Origin of the sequence: Streptomyces sp. NBC_00287 (assembly GCF_036173105.1) — a bacterium.
Taxonomy (GTDB): Bacteria; Actinomycetota; Actinomycetes; order Streptomycetales; family Streptomycetaceae; genus Streptomyces.
Genome location: NZ_CP108053.1, coordinates 3,915,260 through 3,938,373, shown reverse-complemented (window position 1 = coordinate 3,938,373; position 23,114 = coordinate 3,915,260). Strand labels below are relative to the sequence as shown.

Below are 23,114 nucleotides of genomic sequence, written 5' to 3'. Positions count from 1 at the left end.
ACGGAGCATTTCCCTGAACGGGGGTTCGGCGCCTTGGTACGCGCTTTACCCGCAGCCCTCCTGGGCGGCGGTGTTTCCGCGGAAGGTGGGGGCGGGGGAGGAGGAGGCGCGAGAGGGAGTGCGCTTGTCGTCGGCGCCCGCTTCACTCGCTCCCGAGCGACCCTTTTGACTGACTTCGACGGGCGTGTCGGTGCGCAAACGCTCGAACAGCCTTTCAGCTTCGGGTTCCACGAGCTGGTCGCGATTGGAGTTGTAGACATACGACTCCCGGGGAACGGTCAGAAATTGCACACGTTCGGTGGGGATGTCGCGCACACCGCGGACGAGTTGGTACAAACCGCGCAAGCTGGCAAGATCCGGGTCGGTCGTGAGCGAGGAAGTCGCGGCATCGAGAACGGGATACAACCGCACCGGATTCAGCAGTACGTCATTGCTCTGCACCTTGTTGACGAGGGCGCCGAGAAAGCGTTGCTGGCGGTCCATGCGGTCGGTGTCACTGCCGTTGCCCAGGGACTTACGGGCACGCACGTACCCAAGGGCCTGCTCCCCGTCGAGAGTGACGCGCCCGGCGGGAAGCCGAAGTTTGGCGGCCTTGTCATTGATAGGCGCCTTCAGACAAACCTCAACGCCTCCGACGGCATCGACCATGTCCTTGAACCCCCGAAAGTCGACGACCATGTGATGGTCGATCCGCACGCCGGTGAGCTTCTCGACGGTACGGATGCTGCACGCGGAACCGCCCGTCTGGAAGGCGTAGTTGAACATGGCGAACGTGGGGTCGGTACGTGTCCCGTCGGGCCGTAGACAGGCCGGCACGTCGACCATGAGATCCCGGGGCACCGAAACGGCGGTGGCGCTGCGCCGCCCGGCAGACAGATGCAACAGGATCGTGGTGTCGGACCGCTCGCTTCCCGGGTCCCGCCCATAGCGCCGGTTCTCGTCACCGGACCGGGAGTCGGACCCGATCACCAAAATATTCTGAGCGTTCTTGACGAGCGAGGTAGGCCGCTCACTCTCATACCGAGCGAGCTCGGCAGCGGCGGCACTGTCAGGCGTGATGTTCCCATCGAGCTTCACATAAACAGCCCACCCGACCCCAAGGACACCCACAACCACCAGACCCACCCCAAGCCCAACCCCCCGAACCCAACGCCGCCGACGCCGACGTATAAGCCCCGTCCCACTGGCCCGGGCCCCCCACCCCGAGGCCCCACCTCCACTCTCGGTCACGTCTACGTCCACCCCTCATGGCGTGCGGGCCGATGTCTCCTTGGTCTCCCTTACGACGATGACGTGGATGGGGGGAGGGGGGTGGGTGGTGATGGGCCGAATGGGGGAGGGGGTGGATGGGGGCGGGCCGCCACATCCTGGCCACTCTCAGCCCGTCCGGCGTTCGAGGACGAGGCCGCGGCCATCCCAAACCCCGACCCGCCCGCTGGGGGCGCCGCGGCCCAGTGACTGTCGGCGTATCTGGCGGGTGAGGGCGAGCCCGTATCCACCCCGAGCCCATCCACTCGCCGGTGGCGCCGCAGCCCAGCCACTCTCAGCCCGTCCGGTGTTCGAGGGCGAGTCCATCGCCGTCCCTAACCCCACTCACCCGCTGGGGCCGCCGCAGCCCAGCCATCTCCAGCCCGTCCGGTGTTCGAGGGCGAGTCCATCGCCGTCCCTAACCCCCACCCACCCGCTGGGGCTGCCGCAGCTCAGCCACCTCCAGCCCGTCCGGCGTTTGAGGACGAGGCCGTTCAGGCCGACGGGGGGTCTGGGGGCGCAGCCCCCAGGGATGGGACGGGTAGGGGCGGCGGGGGCGAGGAAAGGCGTGCCGCAGCCGCGACAGTCACCGAGCCACAGCCGTGACCCGCTCACTCTCGATCCGCTTCGCCAACGCTTCCTCCCCCAACACCGAAAGATTCCGGCACAACACCACCGACCCCCCCGTGGCCAACGCCCCGAACAACCCGGCGTTCAACCCCTCCCACGTGTCGTACGACAACCCCGACAGAATCCGAGACCCAGGCCCGGTCAACCCCAACCCCGTCGCCTCATCCCGCGCCCGCTCCACAACCTCCGCCCCCGTGAACTCCCGCCCAGCGACAATCAACGCCGCCTCCTCAGGATCCACCGCCGAGAACGGCACAAACCGATCCCCCTGCCCCGGCACCTCCACCGCGTAATCCACAAACCCGGCAGGCACCTGCGCAAACCGCCCCCCCAACGGCCGTAGCGCCAAGGCAACCCGCTCCCCACCACACCCCCGCGCCACATCCAGTGTGTCCGGCCCACTCACCACGACATCGGCCGCAGCCACATCCGCGCCACCCGCATCCGCGAGGGCCCCCACGGACGAACAGGCCAGCAACCACACCGCCGTCTGCCAGTGCGCAGGCAGCAACAAGGCCACCCGATCCCCCGGCCCGGCACCAAGATCCCCTTGGAGAAGGTTCGCGGTCTTGGCCACCCAATTGGCGAAGGTGGCCACGGACAATTCGACACGCTCCCCGGTGGCATCGTCGTAGAAGGTCACCAGGGGACGCCCAGGATCCGCAGCAAGCGCGGAAGTCAGCAGGTCGGCAGGGGTGCGATCGGTGGCATTCACCCGAGTCAGCGTACGCGCGCCCCACCCCGCACACCCCCCGCGCACCCCCCACCCCCACCACCGATTCGGCCGAACGCCACCCAACGCCCCGTCAAGTCCCCGATGGACAGATATGTATGACTATGTCCAACATCAGGGGCATGCGTGGATTCCTTGCTTCCTCGATCGGTGTCACTTGCGCGGCCGCTCTCCTCCTTCCGCCGGCCCCAACCGCCGCCGCGGCGACCACGAGACCCGCGCCGACGGCGGAAGCGGCCACGAGACCCGGCGAGAGACCGACCCCGGGCCACACCGAGTCCCTCCCCCTGGCGACGCTCCCCACGACGAGAGCGACCCCCACGGCCCCGACCGCCGCCGAACAGGGTCTGCCCCCCAAAGACGTACGCCGCTTCTCCCTCGTAGGCGTCATCTGGGACGACCCGGACACAGAACTGCACGGCCAAGTCCAGGTCCGCACCCGCGCCACGGCCACCGGCACCTGGTCCGACTGGCAGGACCTCGAGACCCACAACGCCGAACACGCGGCCGACCCGGACACCGCGGAACGCACCTCGGGCCGGGTACGCGGCTCCACCGCCCCCCTGTGGGTGGGCGACTCGGACGGAGTGGAGGTACGAGTCAGAGCGGACCAGGACCGGGACCCGTACGCGAACCCCCTCCCGAGAGGCCTACGCCTGGAACTGGTCGACCCGGGCCAGGAGGCGGACCCCCTCCAGCCGCCCACCCGAGCGGCGGCTCCCCAGGACGCCCCCCAGGACGCCCCTCAGGACGCCCCCGCCAACACCATGACCGCCGAAACGGCAGCAGCCTCCGCCGCAAACGCCGAACTCGCCCCGGTGGGCGCGCTGGAGATCCCGGCCCTCACCCCCGACCAGACCCGCACCGAACTCCTCACCCTCCGCGGCACCGAACTGACGCCGGAACAGAAGGTGAATCCGTACATCGGCCCCCGCCCCCGCATCGTCACCCGCCGCGGCTGGGGAGCGAACGAGAGCTGGCGGGAGAAGAAATTCGTCTATACGAAGAAGGTGAAGGCGGCCTTCGTGCACCACACGGCGTCCGGCAACGGATACAAGTGCTCGCAGGCGCCCTCAGTCATCCGCGGTATCTACCGCTACCACGTGATGAGCATGGGCTGGCGGGACATCGGCTACAACTTCGTCGTCGACAAGTGCGGAAACATCTACGAGGGCCGCGCCGGTGGCGTGGCCAAGCCGGTCCTCGGCGCTCACACCCTCGGTTTCAACACGCACAGCATGGGGATCGCCCTCCTCGGCAGCCACGGCTCGACCAAGCCGCCCGGCGCCGCCGTGAAGGCCGTGGCACGGCTCACGGCCTGGAAGCTCGGTCTCTTCGGCGCCAATCCGCGCGGAAAGACATACCTGAAGTCCGGAGGTGGCAATCTCTACGCAAAAGGTAGGAACGTACGACTGAATGTGATCTCCGGCCACCGTGACGCCTTCGCCACGGAGTGCCCGGGCTGGCAGATGTACCGCAAGCTCGGCACGGCCCGCACCACGGCGGCCAAACTCCAGGGCCGCTGACCCGGAGAACACATTCACCGCCATCGGGGGGAAGGCGGATCAATGACGAACGCCGCACTGCCGTCGAGGGCACCGCACACGGTCTGCACACAACGGTCTGCATACACTGACCGGCCGAAAGACAGTTCGGCCGGTCCCGGCAGGAAGCGGAGACAACAGGTGACAGAAGCGATCCTCCTGGTCGGCGGCAAGGGCACACGGCTGCGTCCGCTCACCGTGCACACGCCCAAGCCCATGGTCCGGGCGGCCGGGGTCCCCTTCCTCACCCACCAACTCGCGAGAGCGAGAGCGGCGGGCGTCGACCACATCATCTTGGCCACGTCGTATCTGGCCGAGGTCTTCGAGCCCTACTTCGGCGACGGCGCCTCGCTGGGCCTGCACATCGAGTACGTGACCGAGGAGGAGCCCCTCGGCACGGGCGGCGCCATCCGCAACGTCGCCTCCCGTCTCCACTCCGCCCCCGACGACCCGGTCCTGATCTTCAACGGCGACATCCTGACGGGCCTGGACATCAGGGCGTTGGTGGACACCCACCAGCGCACGGAGGCGGATGTCTCGCTGCACCTGACGAAGGTGACGGACCCGAGGGCGTACGGCCTGGTCCCGACGGACGAGACGGGCCGGGTGACGGCGTTCCTGGAGAAGCCACAAACCCCCGAAGAGATAGTCACGGACCAGATCAACGCGGGCGCCTACGTCTTCCGCCGCTCGGTAATCGACACGATCCCCACCGGCCGTCCGGTCTCCGTGGAACGCGAAACCTTCCCCGACCTCCTCTCCGCAGGAGCCCACCTCCAGGGCATGGTCGACTCGACGTACTGGCTGGACCTGGGCACCCCGGCGGCCTTCGTACGAGGCTCAGCGGACCTGGTCCTGGGCCGAGCCCCGTCCCCCGCGGTCCCCGGCCGCTGCGGCGACCGTCTCATCCTCCCCACGGCCAGGGTCGCCCCGGACGCGAAACTGGCGGGCGGCACGGTGGTCGGCGAAGGAGCCTTCGTCGCGGAGGGCGCCCGAGTCTTCGGCAGCACGATCCTCCCCGGCGCGGTGATCGAACCCGGCGCGGTCATCACCGACTCCCTGATCGGCACCCGAGCCCGAGTAGGCGAACGTTCCATCCTCATCGGCACGGTAATCGGCGACGGCGCCATAATCGGCCCCGAAAACGAACTGACAGACGGCGCCCGAGTCTGGTGCGACGCCCAAATCCCAGCAAGGGCACTCCGCTTCTCCCCGGACCAATAAACGAGCGGTGCGCCGTCCGGCAGGAAAACGAGACGGCGCACCCACCCACAACGCGGATCCAGCAACTCCGCCCCCGTCCGGCGTTCGAGGACGGCCGGATGGCCATCCCGACCCCACCCACGGCTGGCGGCGCTGAAAGCCGCGGTCCTTCGTGACGCCGGTCCCGGCTACTCCGCGCCCGTCGGGCGTTCGAGGACGAGCCGATATCCGTCCCGACCCCCCACCCACCCGCTGGTGGCGCTGAAAGCCGCGGTGCTTCCTGACGCCGGTCCCGGCTACTCCGCGCCCGTCCGGCGTTCGAGGACGAGCCGATATCCGTCCCGAACCCCCCGCCCACCCGCTGGTGGCGCTGAAAGCCGCGGTGCTTCCTGACGCCGGTCCCGGCTACTCCGCGCCCGTCGGGCGTTCGAGGACGAGCCGATGTCCGTCCCGAACCCCCCGCCCACCCGCTGGTGGCGCTGAAGCCGCGGTGCTTCCTGACGCCGGTCCCGCACTTTCAGCCCGTCCGGCGTTTGAGGACGAGGCCCGTTCAGGGCCGACAGCGAGGGTCTGGGGGCGCAGCCCCCAGGGATGGGACGGGTAGGGGCGGCGGGGGCGAAAAACAGTCCGGCCCCGCACCACGCGTCACAACCGCCCGATATCCCCCCGAGGCATCCGAGGAGCCCGCCGAGCCGACACCCTCCCGCTCAGCAGAATCAACCGAGCCGCCCGATGCCGCTGCCCCGCATACGGCGCCAGCAGCGACAACATCGCCGCATCATCCGCATCCCGATCCCCCGCCAGCGCAAACCCCACAATCCCCGGCAGATGCAGATCCCCCACAGTCACCGCATCCGCCGCCCCATGACTACGCTGCACAACTTCCGCAGAGGTCCAGGGCCCCACCCCCGGCACCACCTCCAGCCGCGCCTGCGCCTCCTCCGGCGCCATACCCACCGCCTGCTCCAGCCGCGCAGCAACCCGCACAGCACGCAAAATCGTCGACGCCCGCTTGTTGTCGACCCCCGCCCGATGCCACTCCCAGGACGGAATCAACGCCCACGTCCGCGCATCCGGCATCACACACATCCGCCCGGGCGCGGGCCCAGGCGCCGGCTCCCCGTACTGCCGTACCAACAACCGCCACGCCCGATAAGCCTCATCGGTCGTGACCTTCTGCTCAAGAATCGACGGAATCAACGACTCCATCACCAGCCCGGTCCGAGTGAGCCGCAACCCCGGCCGCCGATGCCGAGCAACCGCCACCACCCGATGCCGAGGCACAAACGCCTCAGGCTCATCCGCGGAACCCAACAACTCCGGCACCCGCTCCAGCAGCCACTCGGCCCCCGCCCCCCACGCCTCCGCCCGAACCGCCGCCCCCTGCACAGCAACCCGCAAGGTCCCGGGCCCAAGGGGAGTACGACTGGCCCGCCACACAGACCCGTCAGGCATCGCCCGAAACGTAGGATCCCCGGGCCCGCGCCGCAACGGCCCGAGCACCAGCCCCAGATCGAGCGGCCCATCAGGCACATACGTCCGCACCCGCCCCGCCACCGCGGCCTGCCGCGGCACCCCGGCAGGCACCCCGACATGCCCCCCGCGCACGGTCGTACGCGTGGGCCGAGGAGCGAAACGTCCAGCCACGAATGAGGTCCTAGGGAGAGGAGGGAAGCCCTACGAGGGTAGGCCGAAGCCGCCGTACATCAGCGCACCTCGATGAAAGTCCCCGCGTCCCGCTCGGCACGGGGCCGAGGCTCCTCCGCGGGATGCCCCACAGCCACGGCCCCCATGGGATCCCACCCCTGGGGCAGCCCCAGCACGTCCCGCACGACATCCCGGCAGAACATCGTCGACGACACCCACGCCGACCCGAGCCGCTCCCCGGCCAGCGCCACCAGGAAGTTCTGCACCCCGGCCCCGGCGGCCACGACGAACATCTCCCGCTCGGCAGCGTCCCGCCGCGCATCGCCGTAGGTGTGCGATCCGTCCATCACGAGACACGGCACGACGAGATACGGCGCGTTCCGCAGCACATCCCCCCGCCGCACCCGCTTCGCGATGGACTCCTCGCTCTTGCCGTCCCGCCGCAGATCCGCGATCCACGCGTCCCGCATCGCATCGAGCAGCCGGCCCCGAGACTCCTCGGACTCCAGCAGCACGAACCGCCACGGCGTCGTGTGATGCGGCGCCGGCGCCGTCACGGCCGCGGCGACCGCCCGCCGTACCGCCCCGGGGTCGACGGGATCGTCGGTGAAGGCCCGGACCGTACGGCGCTGGGTGACCGCGAGACGGACCGCCTCCGAGGTCCCCAGCCGGAACATGTCGTCGCGCCCGCCCCGCACCATGGCCCGCGCCCCCTCGCCGTCGTCCTCGGCCACCACATGCGCCAGCCCGCGCACCACGGCGACGGGCAGCCCGGCGGCCTTGCCCTTCACCAGGTCACCGGCGGCGGCCAGCTCGTCCGCGCTCGCCACCACGGTCGCGCTGAGCGGATTGCCGTACGAGTCCGTGCCCCCGCGCAAGTCGTCGAGCACGCGCACTCCGGCGGCGCCGATCGCCACGTCCGTGAGCCCCGAGCGCCAGGGCCGCCCGAAGGTGTCGGTGACGATGACCCCGACGTCGACACCGAGGGCGTCGCGCAGCCCGTCCCGTATCGCGCGCGCCGACGCGTCCGGGTCCTCGGGCAGCAACAGCACGGTCCCGGAAGGGGTGTTGGAGGCATCGACACCGGCCGCGGCCATGACCAGACCCTGCCGGTTCTCGACGATCCGCAGCGTGCCGCGGCGCGCGACGACCCGTACGGTCTCGGCGTCGATCGCGGCCTCCCGGTCGGCCGCCCGGACGACCCGGCCCTCCGCCTTGGACACGATCTTGGAGGTGACGAGCAGGACGTCACCGTCGGCCAGCGCGGGCTCCGCGGCCGCGATCAGCTTGGCGAGGTCGTCACCCGCGGCGACCTCGGGGATCCCGGGCACGGCCCACACCCGGTAGGAGACATCGCTCAAGCCCCCCGCACCTCCTCGGCCAGCGCCAGCGCCTCACGGGCCATCCGCTCGGTCGCGTCGAGGTCGGTCATCATCAGCGGTACGGCCCGGCAGCGGATGCCGGCCGTCTCGATCCGCTCCACGGAGGAGGCGTCCACGGTGTCGACGAGCCAGCCGTCGAGCAGCCCCGAGCCGTAGTGCTCGGCGACCGCCGCGGCCGTCGACTCCACGCCGACCGCCGCGAGCACCTTGTCGGCCATCCCGCGCACGGGCGCGTCCCCGACGATGGGGGACAGGCCCACTACCGGCACCCCGGCGTCGGCGATCGCCTCACGGATGCCGGGTACGGCGAGGATCGTGCCGATGGAGACCACGGGGTTCGACGGCGGGAACAGCACGACGTCCGCCTCGGCGATGGCCTCCAGGACGCCCGGCGCGGGCTTGGCCTGCTCGGCGCCCACGGGTACGACGGCCTCGGCGGGGACGGAGGCCCGCAGCCGTACCCAGTACTCCTGGAAGTGGATCGCCCTGCGCTCGCCGTCGATCTCGACGGCGACATGGGTCTCCACGCGGTCGTCCGTCATCGGGATGAGCCGGACGCCGGGCTTCCACCGGTCGCACAGCGCCTCGGTGACCGCGCTCAGCGGATATCCGGCGCTGATCATCTGGGTCCGCACGATGTGCGTGGCGAAGTCCCGGTCGCCGAGCCCGAACCACTCGGGCCCCACGCCGTACGCCGCGAGCTCCTCCTTGAGATGGAAGGTCTCGTCCGCCCGCCCCCAGCCCTGCTCCTCGTTGATACCGCCGCCGAGGGTGTACATCACCGTGTCGAGGTCCGGGCAGACCTTCAGTCCGAAGAGATGGATGTCGTCGCCGGTGTTGCCGATCACGGTGATGTCCGCGTCCGGCGCGGCCTGCTTCAGACCACGCAGGAACCGGGCACCGCCGATGCCGCCTGCCAGAACCACAATGCGCATGGAAGCAAGCATGGCAGGCGGGTCCGACAATGCGTCAGGCGGTCACAACCTCGCAGGCCGGAGCGGAGTGCATGGGCATCTCCGTCAGGCCCGGGTAGTACACGTGCAGGCTGACCGCGGGCTCCAGCGCGTCGTTGACGACCTCGTGCACATACCCCGGCGCGAACACCCGCTGCGCCCCGGGCGCCAACGCGCGCGTGCCGCGCTCCGTGCGCTCGGTCAGCGCGCCCTCCAGGACGGTCAGTACGCCGGAGGAGGGGCCGTGGTCGTGCGGTCCGCTGCCCTGTCCGGGCACCCAGGACAGCAGCCAGACCTCGTAGCCGGGACCGGTGCGCAGCCGGTGGTACCAGCGGGAGGTGGCGTCGTACTGGACGAGGTGCTCCCACTGGGAGCGGTCGGCGGCGATGGCGCGGGCCAGGCCGGCGAACTCGGCGACGGTGGCCGGGTGCTCGCGCGGAGCCTGGAGGAGATGCGGGACTTCGAGGATGTCGCCGGCGATCTGGAGGTCGCTGTCGCTGTTCATGGGGTGCGGTGGTTCCTCAGTGAAAGAAGGTCAGAGGGGAACAAGAAACCGAGTCACGGGGGTGAGGACCCGGTCTGCAGCTGGAGCGGGGGTGGCTCAACAGCTGGGACAGCAACAACAGCTACAGCGAGCGTGGGCAGCACCGAGGGACCCGGCGGTGCGGGTCGAGGTGAGTGCCAAGTTCGCGAGCATGCCCACAAGGACAGCGGTTCACACCTCCACTGTCAACTCGACGCCCGGTATGTGGGACATGGTTCACCTCATCCGGTTCATCTGGCTGGCGAAAGGTTTGTTCAGCGGGCACTCGGGACACATGGCGCTCAACCGGGCGCACAAGCCTCGTTGCCGTCCCGTGATCCGGCTGTGATCCGGTTCGCTTCGACGCGCGCGTCGGAACGAGATCGAACTCCTGGGCGTCCTTTTCCGTACTAGGCCTGTACGGGCCGGAGGCCCTCCCGGGTCTCGTCTGCGTGTCAAGGTTTATGCCGATTTGAACACTTTCCGCTAGGCCTTGGTTCCGCAGAGTGAATAAGGGGCCCAATAGCAGATCTCGGCTTGACTCGCCCGGAGCAGCACACTTGTAATTTCACTCGTGTCGTTCAGCCGAAATCGGTAACGGCTACATCACGGGGACGCGAAAGACAGACGAGGGGCGCACATGACCGAGCTGGTGCAGCAACTGCTGGTCGACGACGCGGACGAGGAACTCGGCTGGCAGGAGCGCGCGCTGTGCGCCCAGACCGACCCCGAGTCCTTCTTCCCCGAGAAGGGCGGCTCCACCCGCGAGGCCAAGAAGGTCTGCCTCGCCTGTGAGGTCCGCTCCGAGTGCCTCGAGTACGCCCTCGCCAACGACGAACGCTTCGGCATCTGGGGCGGCCTGTCCGAACGGGAACGCCGCCGGCTGAAGAAGGCCGCCGTCTGAGACGCCCCGTCTGTTGAGAAGAACGGCGCAGACCCCCACGTACATACGCACACACGTACCGAACGGCCCGTCGCAGGTGGGTTATCCACAGGCGGCGGGCCCTCCTCATGCCCAGCCGATAGTGTGGTCGCTCGTCCGAGACACCCCGCTGCCCCCACCGGGCACAGGTGTCCACCGCAGTCCACCGAACCGGGGCCCGTACCTCGATGTCCGTGCACAGCCACTCGGCAGCGCAGCAAGACGCCGCCGCACCAGAGTTTCCGCGTCACGTGGTGACCGCGGTCCTCGTCGCCCACGACGGTGCCCGCTGGCTGCCCGACGCGCTCGCCGGGCTGCTCGGCCAGGAGCGCCCCGTGCAGTCCGTCATGGCCGCCGACACCGGCAGCGCCGACGACTCCGCCCAGCTGGTCACCGACGCCCTCGGCCCCGACCGCGTGCTGCACCTCGCCCGGCGCACCGGCTTCGGCCAGGCCGTCGAGGAGGCCGCCCGCACCGCGCACGTCCTCACCCCGGACGACCTGCCGTACTTGAAGCGGCCGAGCGGCTGGGACCCGGTCACGCGCACGTGGCGCGACGACGCGTACGACATGCCGGAGCTCCCGCACGGAGAGCCCGTCCAGTGGCTGTGGCTGCTGCACGACGACTGCGCCCCCGAACCCGACGCCCTGGCCCAGCTGCTGAGGGTCGTGGACAACGAGCTGGAGCTCGGCCGCGACGACGTCGCCGTCGTCGGCCCCAAGCTGCGCGGCTGGTACGACAAGCGGCAGCTGCTGGAGGTCGGCGTCTCCATCGCCCACTCCGGCCGCCGCTGGACCGGCCTGGACCGCCGCGAACAGGACCAGGGCCAGCACGACCACGTCCGGTCCGTGCTCTCCGTGTCCACCGCGGGCATGCTGATCCGCCGCGATGTCTTCGAACAGCTCGGCGGCTTCGACCGGCGACTGCCTCTGATGCGTGACGACGTCGACCTGTGCTGGCGCGCCCAGGCGGCCGGCCACCGCGTCCTGATCGCCCCCGAGGCGGTCGTACGACATGCCGAGGCGGCCTCCCGCGAGCGCCGCGCCGTCGACTGCGCGGGCCGCACCACGGCCTCCCCGCACAAGGTCGACAAGGCCGGCGCCGCATACACCCTGCTCGTCAACACCCGCTCGGCCGTGCTGCCCTGGGTGCTGCTGCGTCTGGTCCTCGGCACCCTGCTCAGGACCGTCGCCTATCTCGTCGGCAAGGTGCCCGGACAGGCCCTCGACGAGATCCGCGGTCTGCTGGGCGTGCTGCTGCGGCCCGAGCGGATCATCGCCGGACGGCGCAGCCGGGGCCGCCCGGCCGTCGACAAGGGCGAGCTGCGGCCGCTGTTCCCGCCGCCCGGCGCGACCGTGCGGGCCACCGTGGAGCAGGCCGCGGGCAGTCTCTTCGGCAGCTCCGACCCCGAGGCGACCTCGGGTGCCGGACGGCACGGCGGCGGCATCGAGTCCGGACCCGGCGGCGACGACGCGGAGTTCCTGGAGATCGAGCAGTTCGCCCGCCTCAAGCGCATCGCCCGCAAGCCGGGCCCGGTGCTCTTCCTGGTGCTGCTGCTCGTCTCGCTCGCCGCCTGCCGCGAACTGCTCGGCGGCGGCGCCCTCGCGGGCGGCGCCCTGCTGCCCGCCCCGGCCGACTCCGCGGAGCTGTGGTCGCACTACCTGGACTCCTGGCACCCGGTCGGGGCCGGCGGCACCGCGTCCGCGCCCCCGTATCTGGCGCTCGTGGCGATGCTGGCCTCCGTGCTGTTCGGCTCGACCGGACTCGCGGTGACCGTCCTGCTCGTCTGCTCGGTGCCGCTGGCCGGACTCGCCGCCTACTTCGCCTCCCGCCCGCTCGTCGAGTCCCGCCTGCTGCGCGCATGGGCGGCGGTCGCCTACGCCTTCCTGCCCGCCGCCACCGGCGCCCTCGCCGGAGGCCGGATCGGCACCGCCGTCCTGGCCGTCCTGCTGCCGCTCATCGCCCGTGCGGGCGTCGCCGCCAGCGGCCTCGCGAACACCTCCGGCGCGCGCGGCAGTTGGCGCGCCACCTGGGCGTACGCCCTGCTGCTGACGATCACCACGGCCTTCACGCCGATCGTGTGGCCGATCGCGCTGCTGCTCGGCGTGGCCCTGCTGGCCGTGCGCCGCACCGACATCGCCGCCTACGGCGTGCGCTTCCTGGCCCAGCTCGGCACCCCGCTGCTGGTCCTCGCGCCCTGGTCGCTGACCCTCCTCCCGTTCGGTTTCTTCGACGAGGCGGGCCTGGAGTACGGCTCCTCGGCCGCCGCCGCCCTCGACCTGCTCGGCGCCAGCCCCGGCGGCCCCGGCACGGTCGGCGGGCTGATGCTGATCGGCGTCGTCCTGGCCGCGCTGGCCGCCCTGCTGCGCTCGCAGCGTCAGTTCGGAATCTGGACGGCCTGGGCGGTCGCCCTGGTGGGCCTCGTCTTCGCGGTCCTGTCCAACGGCTCCACCTGGGCAGGCCCCGCCACCCTCGTCTACGGCATCGCCCTGCTGGCCGCCGCAGTCATCGGCGCCGACGGGGCACGCGCACGCGTGGCCGAGCAGAGCTTCGGCTGGCGCCAGCCCGTCGCCGCGCTGATCGCCCTCGCGGCCGCCGTGGGCCCGCTGCTCGTCGCCGCCGGCTGGATGATCGACGGCGCCGACGGACCGGTGGAGCGGCGCGACCCGGTGCAGGTGCCCGCGTTCGTCGCCGAGGAGAGCGGCAACCGCGACCAGACCCGCACCCTCGTCCTCGACAGCGACTCCGCGGCCCACGTGGGCTACATGCTGGTCCGCGGCTCCGGCGCCCGCCTCGGCGACGGCGAACTCGCCGCGGCCGACGGCGAGAACAGCGGGCTCGACAAGGTCGTCGCCAACCTCGTCGCCGGCTCCGGCGCCGACCAGGCCGACCAGCTGGGCAAGTTCGCCGTGGCGTACGTCCTCGTCCACAAGGGCGCGCCCCGCGAGGTCACGCGCGTGCTGGACGCCACGCCCGGTCTGAGCCGGCTCAGCGAGCAGAACGGCAGTGGGCTCTGGCGGGTCGACCAGGACGTCGCTCGCGCCACCATCGTCACCGAGTCCGGCGAACCGAAGCCCGTCGCCGCGGGCCCCGTCGAGATCCACACCACGATCCCGGAGGGCCCCGACGGCCGCACCCTGCGCCTGGCCGACACCGCCGACGAGGGCTGGACGGCGACCCTGGACGGCAAGCCGCTGACCCGCACCACCGTCGACGGCTGGGCCCAGGGCTTCGAACTCCCCGCCTCCGGCGGCAAGCTGGATGTCACCTTCGAGGACCCGATCGGCCACACCGCCTGGCTGTGGGCCCAGGGCTCCCTCGCCGTCGTCCTCGTCGTCCTCGCCCTGCCCGGCCGCCGCCGCGACGTCGACGACGACCTCCCCGAGGAGCAGCCGATCCCGGCGCAGCCCACGTCCGGCGAGGGCCGCCGCGCCCGCCGTCTGCGCGCCCAGGCGGAGGCCGAGGAACAGGGCCGCCCCGACGAGTTCCCGGCTCCTCCGCAGGAGGAGCCCCCCGTCCCGGTCCCGCAGCAGCAGCCCTACGGCCAGTACGACGCCCAGAGCTACGCGGGCGCCACCGAGTACGGCGGCTACGGCGAGCAGTACCAGAACGGCCAGGCGTACCCGGCGGGCGGCTACGACCAGGCCTATCAGGCGGATCCCTACCAGGCCGGCCAGTACGACCCGTACGCGTACGGCGGACAGCCCCAGCAGGGCACGTACGACCAGACCGCGTACGACCAGACGTACCAGCAGGGTTACGACACCGGCTACGACCCGGCGCAGCAGCAGCCGCCGCAGCACGGAGTCGAGCGTCCCGACGGGAGTCAGCAGTGAACCGCACCACCCTCTCCCTGCTCGCCGGTGTGACCGCGCTCGCCGCTGTCACCGGGTTCGCCACCCTGAGCGCGCCGGAGGCGTCCGGCAAGGACAGCGCCGAGGCGGCCGCCGTGCTGCCCGTGGAGCGCACGAGCCTGCTCTGCCCGTCGCCCAGCACCTCCGACCTCGCCGAGACGGCGTACACATCGTTCACACCCGTCACCAAGGGCACCGGAAGCGACGGCGAGGCCCAACTCAGCGCCGCCGGGCAGTCGAAGGACAAGAAGGAAACCGACGGCAAGAAGCCCGTCCTGGAGCTCAAGGAGCCGGGCAAGCCGGTCACCGGGGACGCCTCGGGGGCCGACTCGCCCGCGCTCCTCGGCACCGCCGAAGGGAAGTTCGCGCCCGGCTGGACCGTCCAGCAGACCACCGAGGTCACCGCCGGCACCGGACGCGGTCTGCAGGGCGTCAACTGCACCGCGCCGGACACGGAGTTCTGGTTCCCGGGCGCGAGCACGGCGACGGACCGCACGGACTATGTGCACCTGACCAACCCGGACGACTCCGCGGCCGTGGTCGACATCGAGCTGTACGGCAAGGACGGCGCCCTGGAGACCACCATCCCGGACGGCATCACGGTCCCGCCGCACTCCACCGACCCGGTCCTGCTGTCCACGCTCATCGACGAGCAGCAGACCAACCTCACCGTGCACCTCAGCGTGCGCAGCGGGCGCGTGGGCGCCGCGGTGCAGGCCCTGGACGACAAGCTCGGCGGCGACTGGCTGGCCGCCGCCACGGACCCCACGGGCAGCCTGGTCCTGCCCGGCATCCCCAAGGACGCCACGGCCGTACGCCTGATCGCCTTCACCCCCGGCGGCTCCGACGCCGACCTGAAGGTCCAGCTCGCCTCCCCGACCGGCCTGATCACTCCGGCCGGCAACGAGACGCTGCACGTGAAGTCGCGGATGACGTCCGCGGTCGACCTCGGTGACATCACCCGCGGAGAGACGGGCTCGGTGGTGCTGACCCCCACGGATCGCTCGGTCCCGGTGGTGGCGGCACTCCGGGTGGTCCGCGGCAAGGGCGCCGACCAGGAGACGGCGTTCATCCCGGCCACCAGGCCGGTGGGCACGCGCGCGACGTCCGCGGAGAACACCGCGAAGGGCACGACCCTCTCCCTGACCGCCCCGACCGGCACCGCGAAGGTGAAGGTCACGGCATCGGCGGGCAGCGAGGGCGGCACGGAAGCCGCACAGACGTACACGATCAAGAAGGGCACGACCCAGAACATCGAGCTGCCCACCCCGAGCGGCCTGAAGGGCACGTACGCGGTGACGGTCGAAACGATCTCGGGCGGCCCGGTCTACGGCTCGCGGACGCTGTCCTCGCCCCAGGGGGACGTCCCGGCCTTCACGGTGCAGACACTGCCGGACGACCGGGGGATGGTGGAGGTCCCGGAGGCGGAGCAGGACCTGTCGGTCCTCAACTGAGGCCGGGGGCTCGGAGCAGGGACTCCGTCACGGCGGCCACGTCCTCGGGGCCCATGTGCGACCAGGTGGGCAGCCACATCGCCGTCCGGGATATCGCGGAGGCGTGGATACAGGGCCGAGGCGCGTACCGGCGGTACAGCGGGAGATCGGACAGGGCCGGCCAGACGGCGCGGGCATCGGCCCCGTTCCGCCGCGCCCGCTCCACGGCTGCGTCGCGCTCGGGGGAGGTGACGCAGTACAGCCAGCAGGACGGCGATGCCCACGGTTCGTGCGGTCGCGGGACGAAGCCATGGCCGGTGAGACGGGCGTCGTAGTGACGTGCGACGGTCAGACGACCGCGTACCAGCTCGTCCCAGCGTTCCGTCTGGGCCGTACCGACGGCAGCGGTCAGATTGGTCATCCTGCCGTTGCGTCCGACCACACGATGGCGGTAGCCGTCGCTCGCCGTCATGCCGTGATGGGCGATGAGACGAACCCGGTCGGCCAGCTCCGGATCGTCGGTGAGGACGGCTCCGCCCTCGCCGGAGGTGATGACCTTGTTCGCGTGGAAGCTGAAGACCGACGCGACGCCGAAACCGCCCGCCACGCCCTGTGCCGTCCGCGCTCCATGAGCCTGCGCCGCATCCTCGATGACGAGCACGTCCAGTTCGGCGAGGCGCTCGTAGTCGCAGGGATGCCCCATGAGGTCGACGGCGAGGACGGCTTTTGTGCGGGGCGTCAGCAGCGCCCGGGCCGCGCCGGGGTCGATGGTCCAGTTCCCGGGGTCGACATCGCACAGCACGGGAACGGCTCCCACGGTGAGCACCGCGGCGGCGGGCGCCGCGAAGGTGAGCGCGGGGACGACAACCTCGTCCCCCGGGCCGATGCCGAGTGCCGACAGCACTATTTCCAGCGCCGTGGTGCCGCTGGACACGGCCGTTGCCGAAGCTCTGCCGGTCCGCTGTTCCAACGACCGTTCGAAAGCGTCGACGTAGGGACCGGTTCCGGAGATCCAGCCCGATGCCATCGCGTCCCGGACGTTGGCGGACTCCTTCCCGCCCAGACTCGGCTGGGACAACGGGAACCTCATCCGCACCTCGCATCCGGCTGTCCGGTGTCGATGATCACGTGGGTGTCGGTGCTCACGACAGTGGCGCCTCGCCGTGGGCAGAGGTCGTGAGCCCTCGCCCGACGGACAGGGCCTTGCCTGTCGCGTCCAGGACATCGCGGAGAGTGGTGGCGAGGGGTATCGAGCTCTGCCAGCCCGTCAGCGATCGCGTCTTTCCGGGATCTCCGACCAGGCTCAGCGGGTCGCTCCCGCGCGTCAGGACCGGATCCTGACGGTACTCGAGGCGGGAATCCGCGAGGAGGATCATCGTCTCGACCAGCCGACGGACCGGGACGCCGACCCCGGTACAGAGGTTGTAGGCCTCGCCGGCCCACCCGTACCGCATGATCATCTCCAGCCCCTGAACCGCGTCCCGCACGTCCAGGAAGTCCCTCCGGGCCGTCAGGTTCCCGACCGTGATGTGGGTACGGCCGGACCGGACGGCGGACACGATGCGGCGGGCGAGGGCGGGGACCAGGTAGTCCGGAGCCTGCGTCGGCCCGATGACGTTGAACGGCCGCACGATGACCACCTGCAGTCCATGGACGGCGACGTAGTGCCGCGCCATCGACTCGACCGCCACCTTGCTGGCCCCGTACGGCGACAACGGGGCGGGTGTCCGCGCCTCGTCGATCGGCGAGTCCAGGCGGGCTCCGTCGAACACGGCGGCACTGCTCATGACGACGGTCTTCGCGGTGGGGCAGGCGGCCCGCACCGCCTTGAGGAGCGAGAGGGTGCCCCACGCGTTCGAATGCCAGGTGCGGGCGGGGTTCTGCCACGACTGCCCCACACTGGCCTGAGCCGCCAGGTGGTAGAGGTAGTCGGGCTTGACCTCTTCCAGACTCCGCGTCAGCTGCGCCGTGTCACTGATGTCGCAGTGCGGAAGGTCGATCTCCATCACTTCCTCGTTCCGGGAACGGAGGAAAGCGCAGAGCTGGGAGCCGATGAAGCCGGAGGCTCCGCTGACGACGACTCTCATCGGAAGGCGCTTGGCAAGATCATGTCTCTCCAACCGCTGTCCGGCGAGTGGGCTGGAATCATAGAGCGCCGACCCGGAGGGCAGTCAACAGGGCGTTGACGGAACAGGGTTGACCACCTGTCAGTTCGGGCTCCGGTCGGATCGGGGAACCTGTACCTTCGGACCGGACCGCCGCCCCCACCGCCCCAGTCGCCGGAGGCCAGGATTGGACCATCAGATCGCGGTGCTCACCGATCTCGGCGACGTCCCCGAGCCCCCGGCACCCGACAGACTCCGCATCAGCGGCTGCTCGGTAGTTGTCCATTTCGCTCACCGTCTGACCGAGGGACTCGACTTCTCCCACGCCTTCGAAGCCGGGGCACTGCGTGAGATCGACGACGACCGCTCCTACCAGACCAAGGTGCGCCCCGGTTCCGGGCTGCTGTACTCCGCACTGTTCGATGCCGGGCCGCTGCCGGCCGCCCTCGCCCGGGTAGTGGGCAGCAGCCATGCCGCCGGTTTGCGGCAGGCCGCGGTCTCTCTGGGCGGGGAGTACGTGGTGACGGCACTGCCGCTGCTGCTGTCCCTGCCCGGGCCGATCACGCGGGAGGCGGCGGCGATCGAACTGACCTCCCCGCTGGCCACCGACACGCTGCTCCGCTTCGTCTCCTTGCTCAGTGATCCGGCGATCTCCCGAATGCTCGCCGATCAGTCCGCCGAGGCGCTGGCGGGAGCCGTCGGACTCCCCAGGAGCGACATTGAGAGCACCTGGCTCGTGGAGGGCTCCGCCGCCATCCAGGTGTGGAACCTCGACGGGACGCTGAACCGCGCCAGCGCGAGCCTGTACGGCGGCGTGGACGAGTCCGCCAAGTACGCCTGGGAAATATCGGCGCTGCTCTCCTACGCGACGGACCATCTGCTGGAGGACGGTCTGTGGCTGCGGCGGAGCCCGCAGAGCGTCTTCGGGCACGTCCGGACGGGCATGGCCTTCTTCGACGACCACATGGTGTTCGTGAACGCCGACTGCTGCCTGGAGATGGCACATCTGCCGGCCTGGCTGCGGGGAAGGTCGCAGTTCCGCCTCTCGGAATACGGATACGACTCGTCGTCCATCTTCGTGTGGACCGTCGGAATCCTGCGCAGGATCGTCTGCGACGACCTGAGCGCCCGCTACCGGCAGGTCCTCGCGGATCTGGCGATGCGCAACGTCATAGCTCCCGCAGAACAGTCCCTGCTGACACGCCGGAGGGTCCAGCACGCCGCACTCATCGACCGATGCGTCGGTTTCCGGGAGAAGCTGATCGAAGGCAGGAACCGGAGCCTGGACGAGTGGACGGTACGGGAGCGGCCGACGGAACAGGTACTCGTCGGCCTCAACAGGAACATGGAGAAGTGCGAGACCGTCTCGCTGAGCCTGCTCCGTGTGCGTGAGGAGCAGGAGAAGAACCGGCGCGACTCCTTGATCGCTGTCATGGGGATTGTGCTGGCCGTCGTACAGATTCCCGACTTCGTCGAACAGACGGCCAACTGGCTGGACGGCCGCCGATGGCCCCTGCTGGGGGTATCGGCGCTGCTGATCGTCGTACCACTCGCGGTGCTCCTGTGGGAGCGACGGCGTAGATCTCGGTGATGTCGGCACCTGCCGATCCCCAGGGTTACCGGAAAGGAAGAAATGAGCGAGGCGCTGCGCAGTACGATCCCGTCGCTCGACGACCGTGTGGTCGAGGCGACCGTCAGCTGGTCGGACCCGCCTGCGGCGCATGTCCATGGAGCCGGGCACCCCGGCGCCCGGACGCCGGATGCCTCCGAGGACGAGGAGGACGCCCATCTGGTCGCCGCGATGGCCGCGGCTGCCCTGGGAGCCGCGGAGGCCCGAAGCCGCTTCGCCGAAGGCATGTCGTTGAACGCCCGCAAGGTCGCGGTGGACGGAGCGGCCACCCGGGCCGCGGAGAAGATCCTCGACAAGGCCCCCTTCAGAATTCGGGTGGCCGCGGGCGAGGGGGAACGCGACGACAGCCCCGGGGCCCGCACTGGTCAGTGGCTCGGTCCGCGGGACGATGCGCTGCCTGTGGTCGACGGGGTCTTCGACTACGTGGACGGCACCGAGCTGGCCGCGACGGACCAGCCCGGCGCCCTGACCCTGGGCGGATTCGGCACCGGTGTCCGGCCGGTGCCCGACCTTCAGGCGTATGCCGTCCTGGCTCCCGTCGACCTGCTGCACGGTCTCGACATCAGGCCCAGGCCCGAGGACTCGGTCATTCCGGTACTGGACCGCATCGCGAAGGCCATGCGGAAGAACCCGGGCGCCCTGACCGTGTCCACCCACTCAATCGCCTCCAAACCGATGCACAGCGACCTCATCGCCCTCATGCGAGGGCAGGGCAGTGAGGTGCTCGTCCCCGAGAGCGTGACCGTCGAGCCGCCGTATCTCCTGTCGCTCATCGGTCTGAGCGAGCCCCGGATCGACACCATGATCGGTGCCATCGGCCTGTCGGAGCTGGCCTTCGCCGCTGGACTGGTGGATCTGATCGCGCCTGAACTCGGCTTTGTGTTCCGCGTCGCATCGGTCGCGGGACCGCGCGCGGAGCCCCATTTGACGAACCTTGACGCATTGTTCAAATTTTCCGAGGATGAGGAGGTTGCGCTTGGGTCAGGCGGCTGGGACAAGGACCGCCAGTACACGAGCAGCGATCTGGTGCGGCCGGGAAGCAGCAGGGCGGCGGCACTGTTCGCTGTCACGGACAACCCGACTCTCGGTATCCGTGGTCCCGACCTCAAGGAGGAGGGCGTGATCCACGTGGAGGGGTTCCTGGTCAAGCCGGCGGCGAAGGTCGGCAGAATCAGGCTCGGCTACCGGAGATGACTCCGCCCGGCCGACGACGATCATGAAGAAGAGGAATGCGCATTGGAACCGTCGACTCGCATCGTGGTGTTCGACCTGGACGACACTCTCGCCCTCTCCAAGGCGAAGATCACTCCCAGGATGGCCCAGTGTCTGATGCGCCTCCTGGCCCAGAAGCAGGTCTGCATCATCTCGGGCGGCCGGTACGAGCAGTTCCAGACCCAGGTCCTGGAAGAGCTGCCCCTCACGACCGAACTCGCCGAGCGACTCCACCTCATGCCGACGTGCGGTACGCGCTACCTCCGATGGGAGTCGGACGCCTGGCAGGACATCTACTGCGAGAACCTCTCCGAGGGCGAGAAGTCCCTCATCATCGATGTCCTCACGGAAGGGGCGAAGTCCCTGGGGCTCTGGGCGGCGGACACCTGGGGCGAGGTGATCGAGGACCGGGGCAGTCAGGTCACGTTCTCGGCCCTGGGGCAGCAGGCCCCCCACCAGGCGAAGGCGGCCTGGGACCCCGACGGCTCGCGCCGCAGGGCGCTCCGTGAGTACGCGGCGGAGCGACTGCCCGACCTGGAGGTCCGCAGCGGAGGCTCCACGTCGATCGATGTGACGAAGAAGGGCATCGACAAGGCATACGGCATGCAGCGGCTGCTTGAGCATCTTGATCTGCGTGTGGAGGAGGTCCTCTTCATCGGGGACCGGCTCGACGAGGGCGGGAACGACTATCCGGTCCGGGAGATGGGCGTACCGTGCGTCGCCGTCATCGGATGGGAACAGACAGCGGACTACATCGACGCCCTGCTCGGGGAGAACCTGGACCGCTCCATACCCTCGCTGCTGGCTCCGCTGGACCTGAGGTGACCCGACCTTGGTCCCCCGAGGATCGGCCCGGGGACCAAGGGCGCTGGGAGGAGCTGTCGCGCCGGACGGTGTACAGCGCGTTCGGCCGGTCCGTGGTGGAGGTGCGGTACCGACTGCCGTCGGGTGAGGAGAGCACCTTCAGTCTTCGCGACGACCGGCCGAACGTCGCCGTTCTGGCTGTCACCACGGCCGGTGAGCTTCTCGTCACGCGACAGTTCCGGCCCGGCCCCGGGCGATTCGTGTTCGAGTTGCCCGGTGGCTATGTCGACGTGGGGGAGACTCCGCTGATCGCCGCGGAGCGCGAACTGCTGGAGGAGACGGGGTACAGCGGCGACCTCGAGGTCGTGGGCCATTGCTTCGCCGATTCGTACAGCTCGTCCGTGAAGTTCTGCGCGGTCGCCCGCGACTGCACTCCGGTGCGGCCGCCGAATCCCGAGAGCACGGAGTTCATCGAGGTGTTGAACGTCTCGCCGCAGCAGCTAAGGCTCCTGCTGCGGGCCGGAGACGTCACGGACGTCGACCTTGCCTACATGGGGTTGGACGCACTGGGCCTGCTGTGAGGGCGTGGCCCAGCGCGGCGAACAGAAGGATCAGTCCTCGCCGTACCGAGGATCCACGGTCTCCGGGGTGAGTCCCAGCAGCTCCGCCACCTGCTCGACCACGACCTCGTGCACCAGCGCCGCCCGCTCGTCCCGTCCCTTGGTACGGATCTCCACAGGCCGCCGATAGATGACCACCCGCGCGGGACGCCCCTCACGCGCCGCGATCGACCCGCCCAGCGGCACGGCCTCGTCGTTCCAGGCCTGCCCCGTGCCGTTCAACGGCGGTACTTCGAGGACCAGGAAGTCGATGTCGGCCAGCTGCGGCCACCGCCGCTCGAGGCGCTCCACAGAGTCCTGCACCAGGTCGGCGAACGCCTCGGCACGGCTGGCCGCCAGGGGCACCTGCGGCGGCGCGATCGGCCCGCGCATGCCTCGACCGTGGCGATCACGACGGCGGGGCCCGGGGCCGGCGGCGCGGGGCGGTACGGGGTTGTCCATCACTGGTGAAGCGTAGTCCTCGCCGCGACCGGCCGCCCCGCCCCACACGGCGTCGTGGCCGCCGTCCACCCGCCCCGCACCCATGTCGCCGGATGACCATTCCAGCCAAGGTTGGGCTCGATTCCGTATCTCTCCCGGACCGACGATCTCAAGGCAATTGGCGTGGTTTGTACGGACTGTTGACCGTATCGCCTCCTGTCCGACCGGCCGAAAATCAACGTTCCTGCAGG

18 protein-coding genes are annotated in these 23,114 nt (G+C 70.2%); 9 read left to right on the top strand and 9 right to left on the bottom strand.

All coding sequences use genetic code 11. The annotated features are described in order from the left end of the window. Positions 1-45: 45 nt before the first annotated feature. Both OHT76_RS17835 and OHT76_RS17830 read right to left on the bottom strand, forming a co-directional pair. Positions 46-1,230 carry an LCP family protein gene (locus tag OHT76_RS17835; protein ID WP_443049803.1) on the bottom strand — a complete coding sequence of 395 codons (1,185 nt, stop codon included), beginning with the start codon at positions 1,228-1,230 and terminating at the stop codon, positions 46-48. A gap of 604 nt (positions 1,231-1,834) precedes the next feature. Beyond that, positions 1,835-2,593: a TIGR03089 family protein gene (locus tag OHT76_RS17830; protein ID WP_328871823.1), complete on the bottom strand. Its 759-nt coding sequence runs from the start codon at positions 2,591-2,593 to the stop codon at positions 1,835-1,837. 140 nt (positions 2,594-2,733) lie between these two features. Between OHT76_RS17830 and OHT76_RS17825 the strand changes: the two genes are divergently transcribed. Together OHT76_RS17825 and OHT76_RS17820 are read left to right on the top strand one after the other, a co-directional pair. Further along, a complete protein-coding gene (locus OHT76_RS17825) occupies positions 2,734-4,137 on the top strand; it encodes a peptidoglycan recognition protein family protein (RefSeq protein WP_328871822.1) in 1,404 nt (467 codons plus the stop codon). Positions 4,138-4,296: 159 nt separating this feature from the next. Continuing rightward, complete coding sequence (locus tag OHT76_RS17820; RefSeq protein WP_328871821.1) at positions 4,297-5,379, top strand: NDP-sugar synthase; 1,083 nt, start codon at positions 4,297-4,299, stop codon at positions 5,377-5,379. 624 nt (positions 5,380-6,003) lie between these two features. Here OHT76_RS17820 and OHT76_RS17815 read toward each other — a convergent pair. From OHT76_RS17815 to OHT76_RS17800, 4 genes are read right to left on the bottom strand one after another with little or no spacing between them, the layout of a single operon-like run. Further along, the gene (locus OHT76_RS17815; RefSeq protein ID WP_328871820.1) at positions 6,004-7,005 is read right to left on the bottom strand and encodes a DNA-3-methyladenine glycosylase family protein; all 1,002 of its coding nucleotides are present in this window, start codon (positions 7,003-7,005) and stop codon (positions 6,004-6,006) included. A 59-nt stretch (positions 7,006-7,064) separates the two neighbouring features. Beyond that, positions 7,065-8,366, bottom strand: coding sequence for a coenzyme F420-0:L-glutamate ligase (locus OHT76_RS17810; protein ID WP_328871819.1), 1,302 nt, complete (start codon positions 8,364-8,366; stop codon positions 7,065-7,067). Continuing rightward, entirely contained in the window at positions 8,363-9,322 is a 960-nt protein-coding gene (cofD, locus tag OHT76_RS17805) for a 2-phospho-L-lactate transferase (protein ID WP_328871818.1), read from the bottom strand. Before cofD ends, OHT76_RS17810 begins: the two co-directional genes overlap by 4 nt. Positions 9,323-9,356: 34 nt before the next feature. Continuing rightward, complete coding sequence (locus OHT76_RS17800) at positions 9,357-9,845, bottom strand: cysteine dioxygenase (protein WP_328871817.1); 489 nt, start codon at positions 9,843-9,845, stop codon at positions 9,357-9,359. Between the two features lie 658 nt (positions 9,846-10,503). Here OHT76_RS17800 and OHT76_RS17795 point away from each other — a divergent pair. The 3 genes from OHT76_RS17795 to OHT76_RS17785 all read left to right on the top strand — a co-directional run bounded on the left by OHT76_RS17795 (position 10,504) and on the right by OHT76_RS17785 (position 16,093). Further along, positions 10,504-10,767, top strand: a complete 264-nt coding sequence (locus OHT76_RS17795; protein ID WP_003975777.1) for a WhiB family transcriptional regulator — start codon at positions 10,504-10,506, stop codon at positions 10,765-10,767. Positions 10,768-10,973: 206 nt separating this feature from the next. Then, positions 10,974-14,621, top strand: coding sequence for a glycosyltransferase family 2 protein (locus OHT76_RS17790; RefSeq protein WP_328871816.1), 3,648 nt, complete (start codon positions 10,974-10,976; stop codon positions 14,619-14,621). Then, complete coding sequence (locus OHT76_RS17785; protein ID WP_328871815.1) at positions 14,618-16,093, top strand: DUF5719 family protein; 1,476 nt, start codon at positions 14,618-14,620, stop codon at positions 16,091-16,093. Before OHT76_RS17790 ends, OHT76_RS17785 begins: the two co-directional genes overlap by 4 nt. Here OHT76_RS17785 and OHT76_RS17780 read toward each other — a convergent pair. Further along, complete coding sequence (locus tag OHT76_RS17780) at positions 16,086-17,150, bottom strand: DegT/DnrJ/EryC1/StrS family aminotransferase (RefSeq protein ID WP_328871814.1); 1,065 nt, start codon at positions 17,148-17,150, stop codon at positions 16,086-16,088. The two genes, OHT76_RS17785 and OHT76_RS17780, sit on opposite strands and share 8 nt — an antisense overlap. A gap of 64 nt (positions 17,151-17,214) precedes the next feature. Then, positions 17,215-18,159, bottom strand: coding sequence for a GDP-mannose 4,6-dehydratase (locus OHT76_RS17775; RefSeq protein ID WP_328871813.1), 945 nt, complete (start codon positions 18,157-18,159; stop codon positions 17,215-17,217). Between the two features lie 205 nt (positions 18,160-18,364). On the opposite strand from OHT76_RS17775, the gene OHT76_RS17770 reads away from it, so the two are divergent. The 4 genes from OHT76_RS17770 to OHT76_RS17755 are packed head-to-tail and all read left to right on the top strand — an operon-like array spanning position 18,365 to position 22,404. Then, the gene (locus OHT76_RS17770) at positions 18,365-19,768 is read left to right on the top strand and encodes a hypothetical protein (protein ID WP_328871812.1); all 1,404 of its coding nucleotides are present in this window, start codon (positions 18,365-18,367) and stop codon (positions 19,766-19,768) included. 42 nt (positions 19,769-19,810) lie between these two features. Next, a complete protein-coding gene (locus OHT76_RS17765) occupies positions 19,811-21,001 on the top strand; it encodes a fructose-bisphosphatase class II (RefSeq protein WP_328871811.1) in 1,191 nt (396 codons plus the stop codon). A gap of 42 nt (positions 21,002-21,043) precedes the next feature. Continuing rightward, positions 21,044-21,844 (top strand): HAD-IIB family hydrolase, encoded by an 801-nt coding sequence (locus tag OHT76_RS17760; RefSeq protein WP_328871810.1) that lies wholly within the window; start codon positions 21,044-21,046, stop codon positions 21,842-21,844. Further along, complete coding sequence (locus OHT76_RS17755) at positions 21,841-22,404, top strand: NUDIX hydrolase (RefSeq protein WP_328871809.1); 564 nt, start codon at positions 21,841-21,843, stop codon at positions 22,402-22,404. The genes OHT76_RS17760 and OHT76_RS17755 overlap by 4 nt, the downstream gene beginning before the upstream one ends. 30 nt (positions 22,405-22,434) lie before the next feature. On the opposite strand, the gene OHT76_RS17750 is transcribed toward OHT76_RS17755, so the two are convergent. Then, the gene (locus OHT76_RS17750; RefSeq protein ID WP_328876557.1) at positions 22,435-22,884 is read right to left on the bottom strand and encodes a metallopeptidase family protein; all 450 of its coding nucleotides are present in this window, start codon (positions 22,882-22,884) and stop codon (positions 22,435-22,437) included. Positions 22,885-23,114 lie beyond the last annotated feature (230 nt).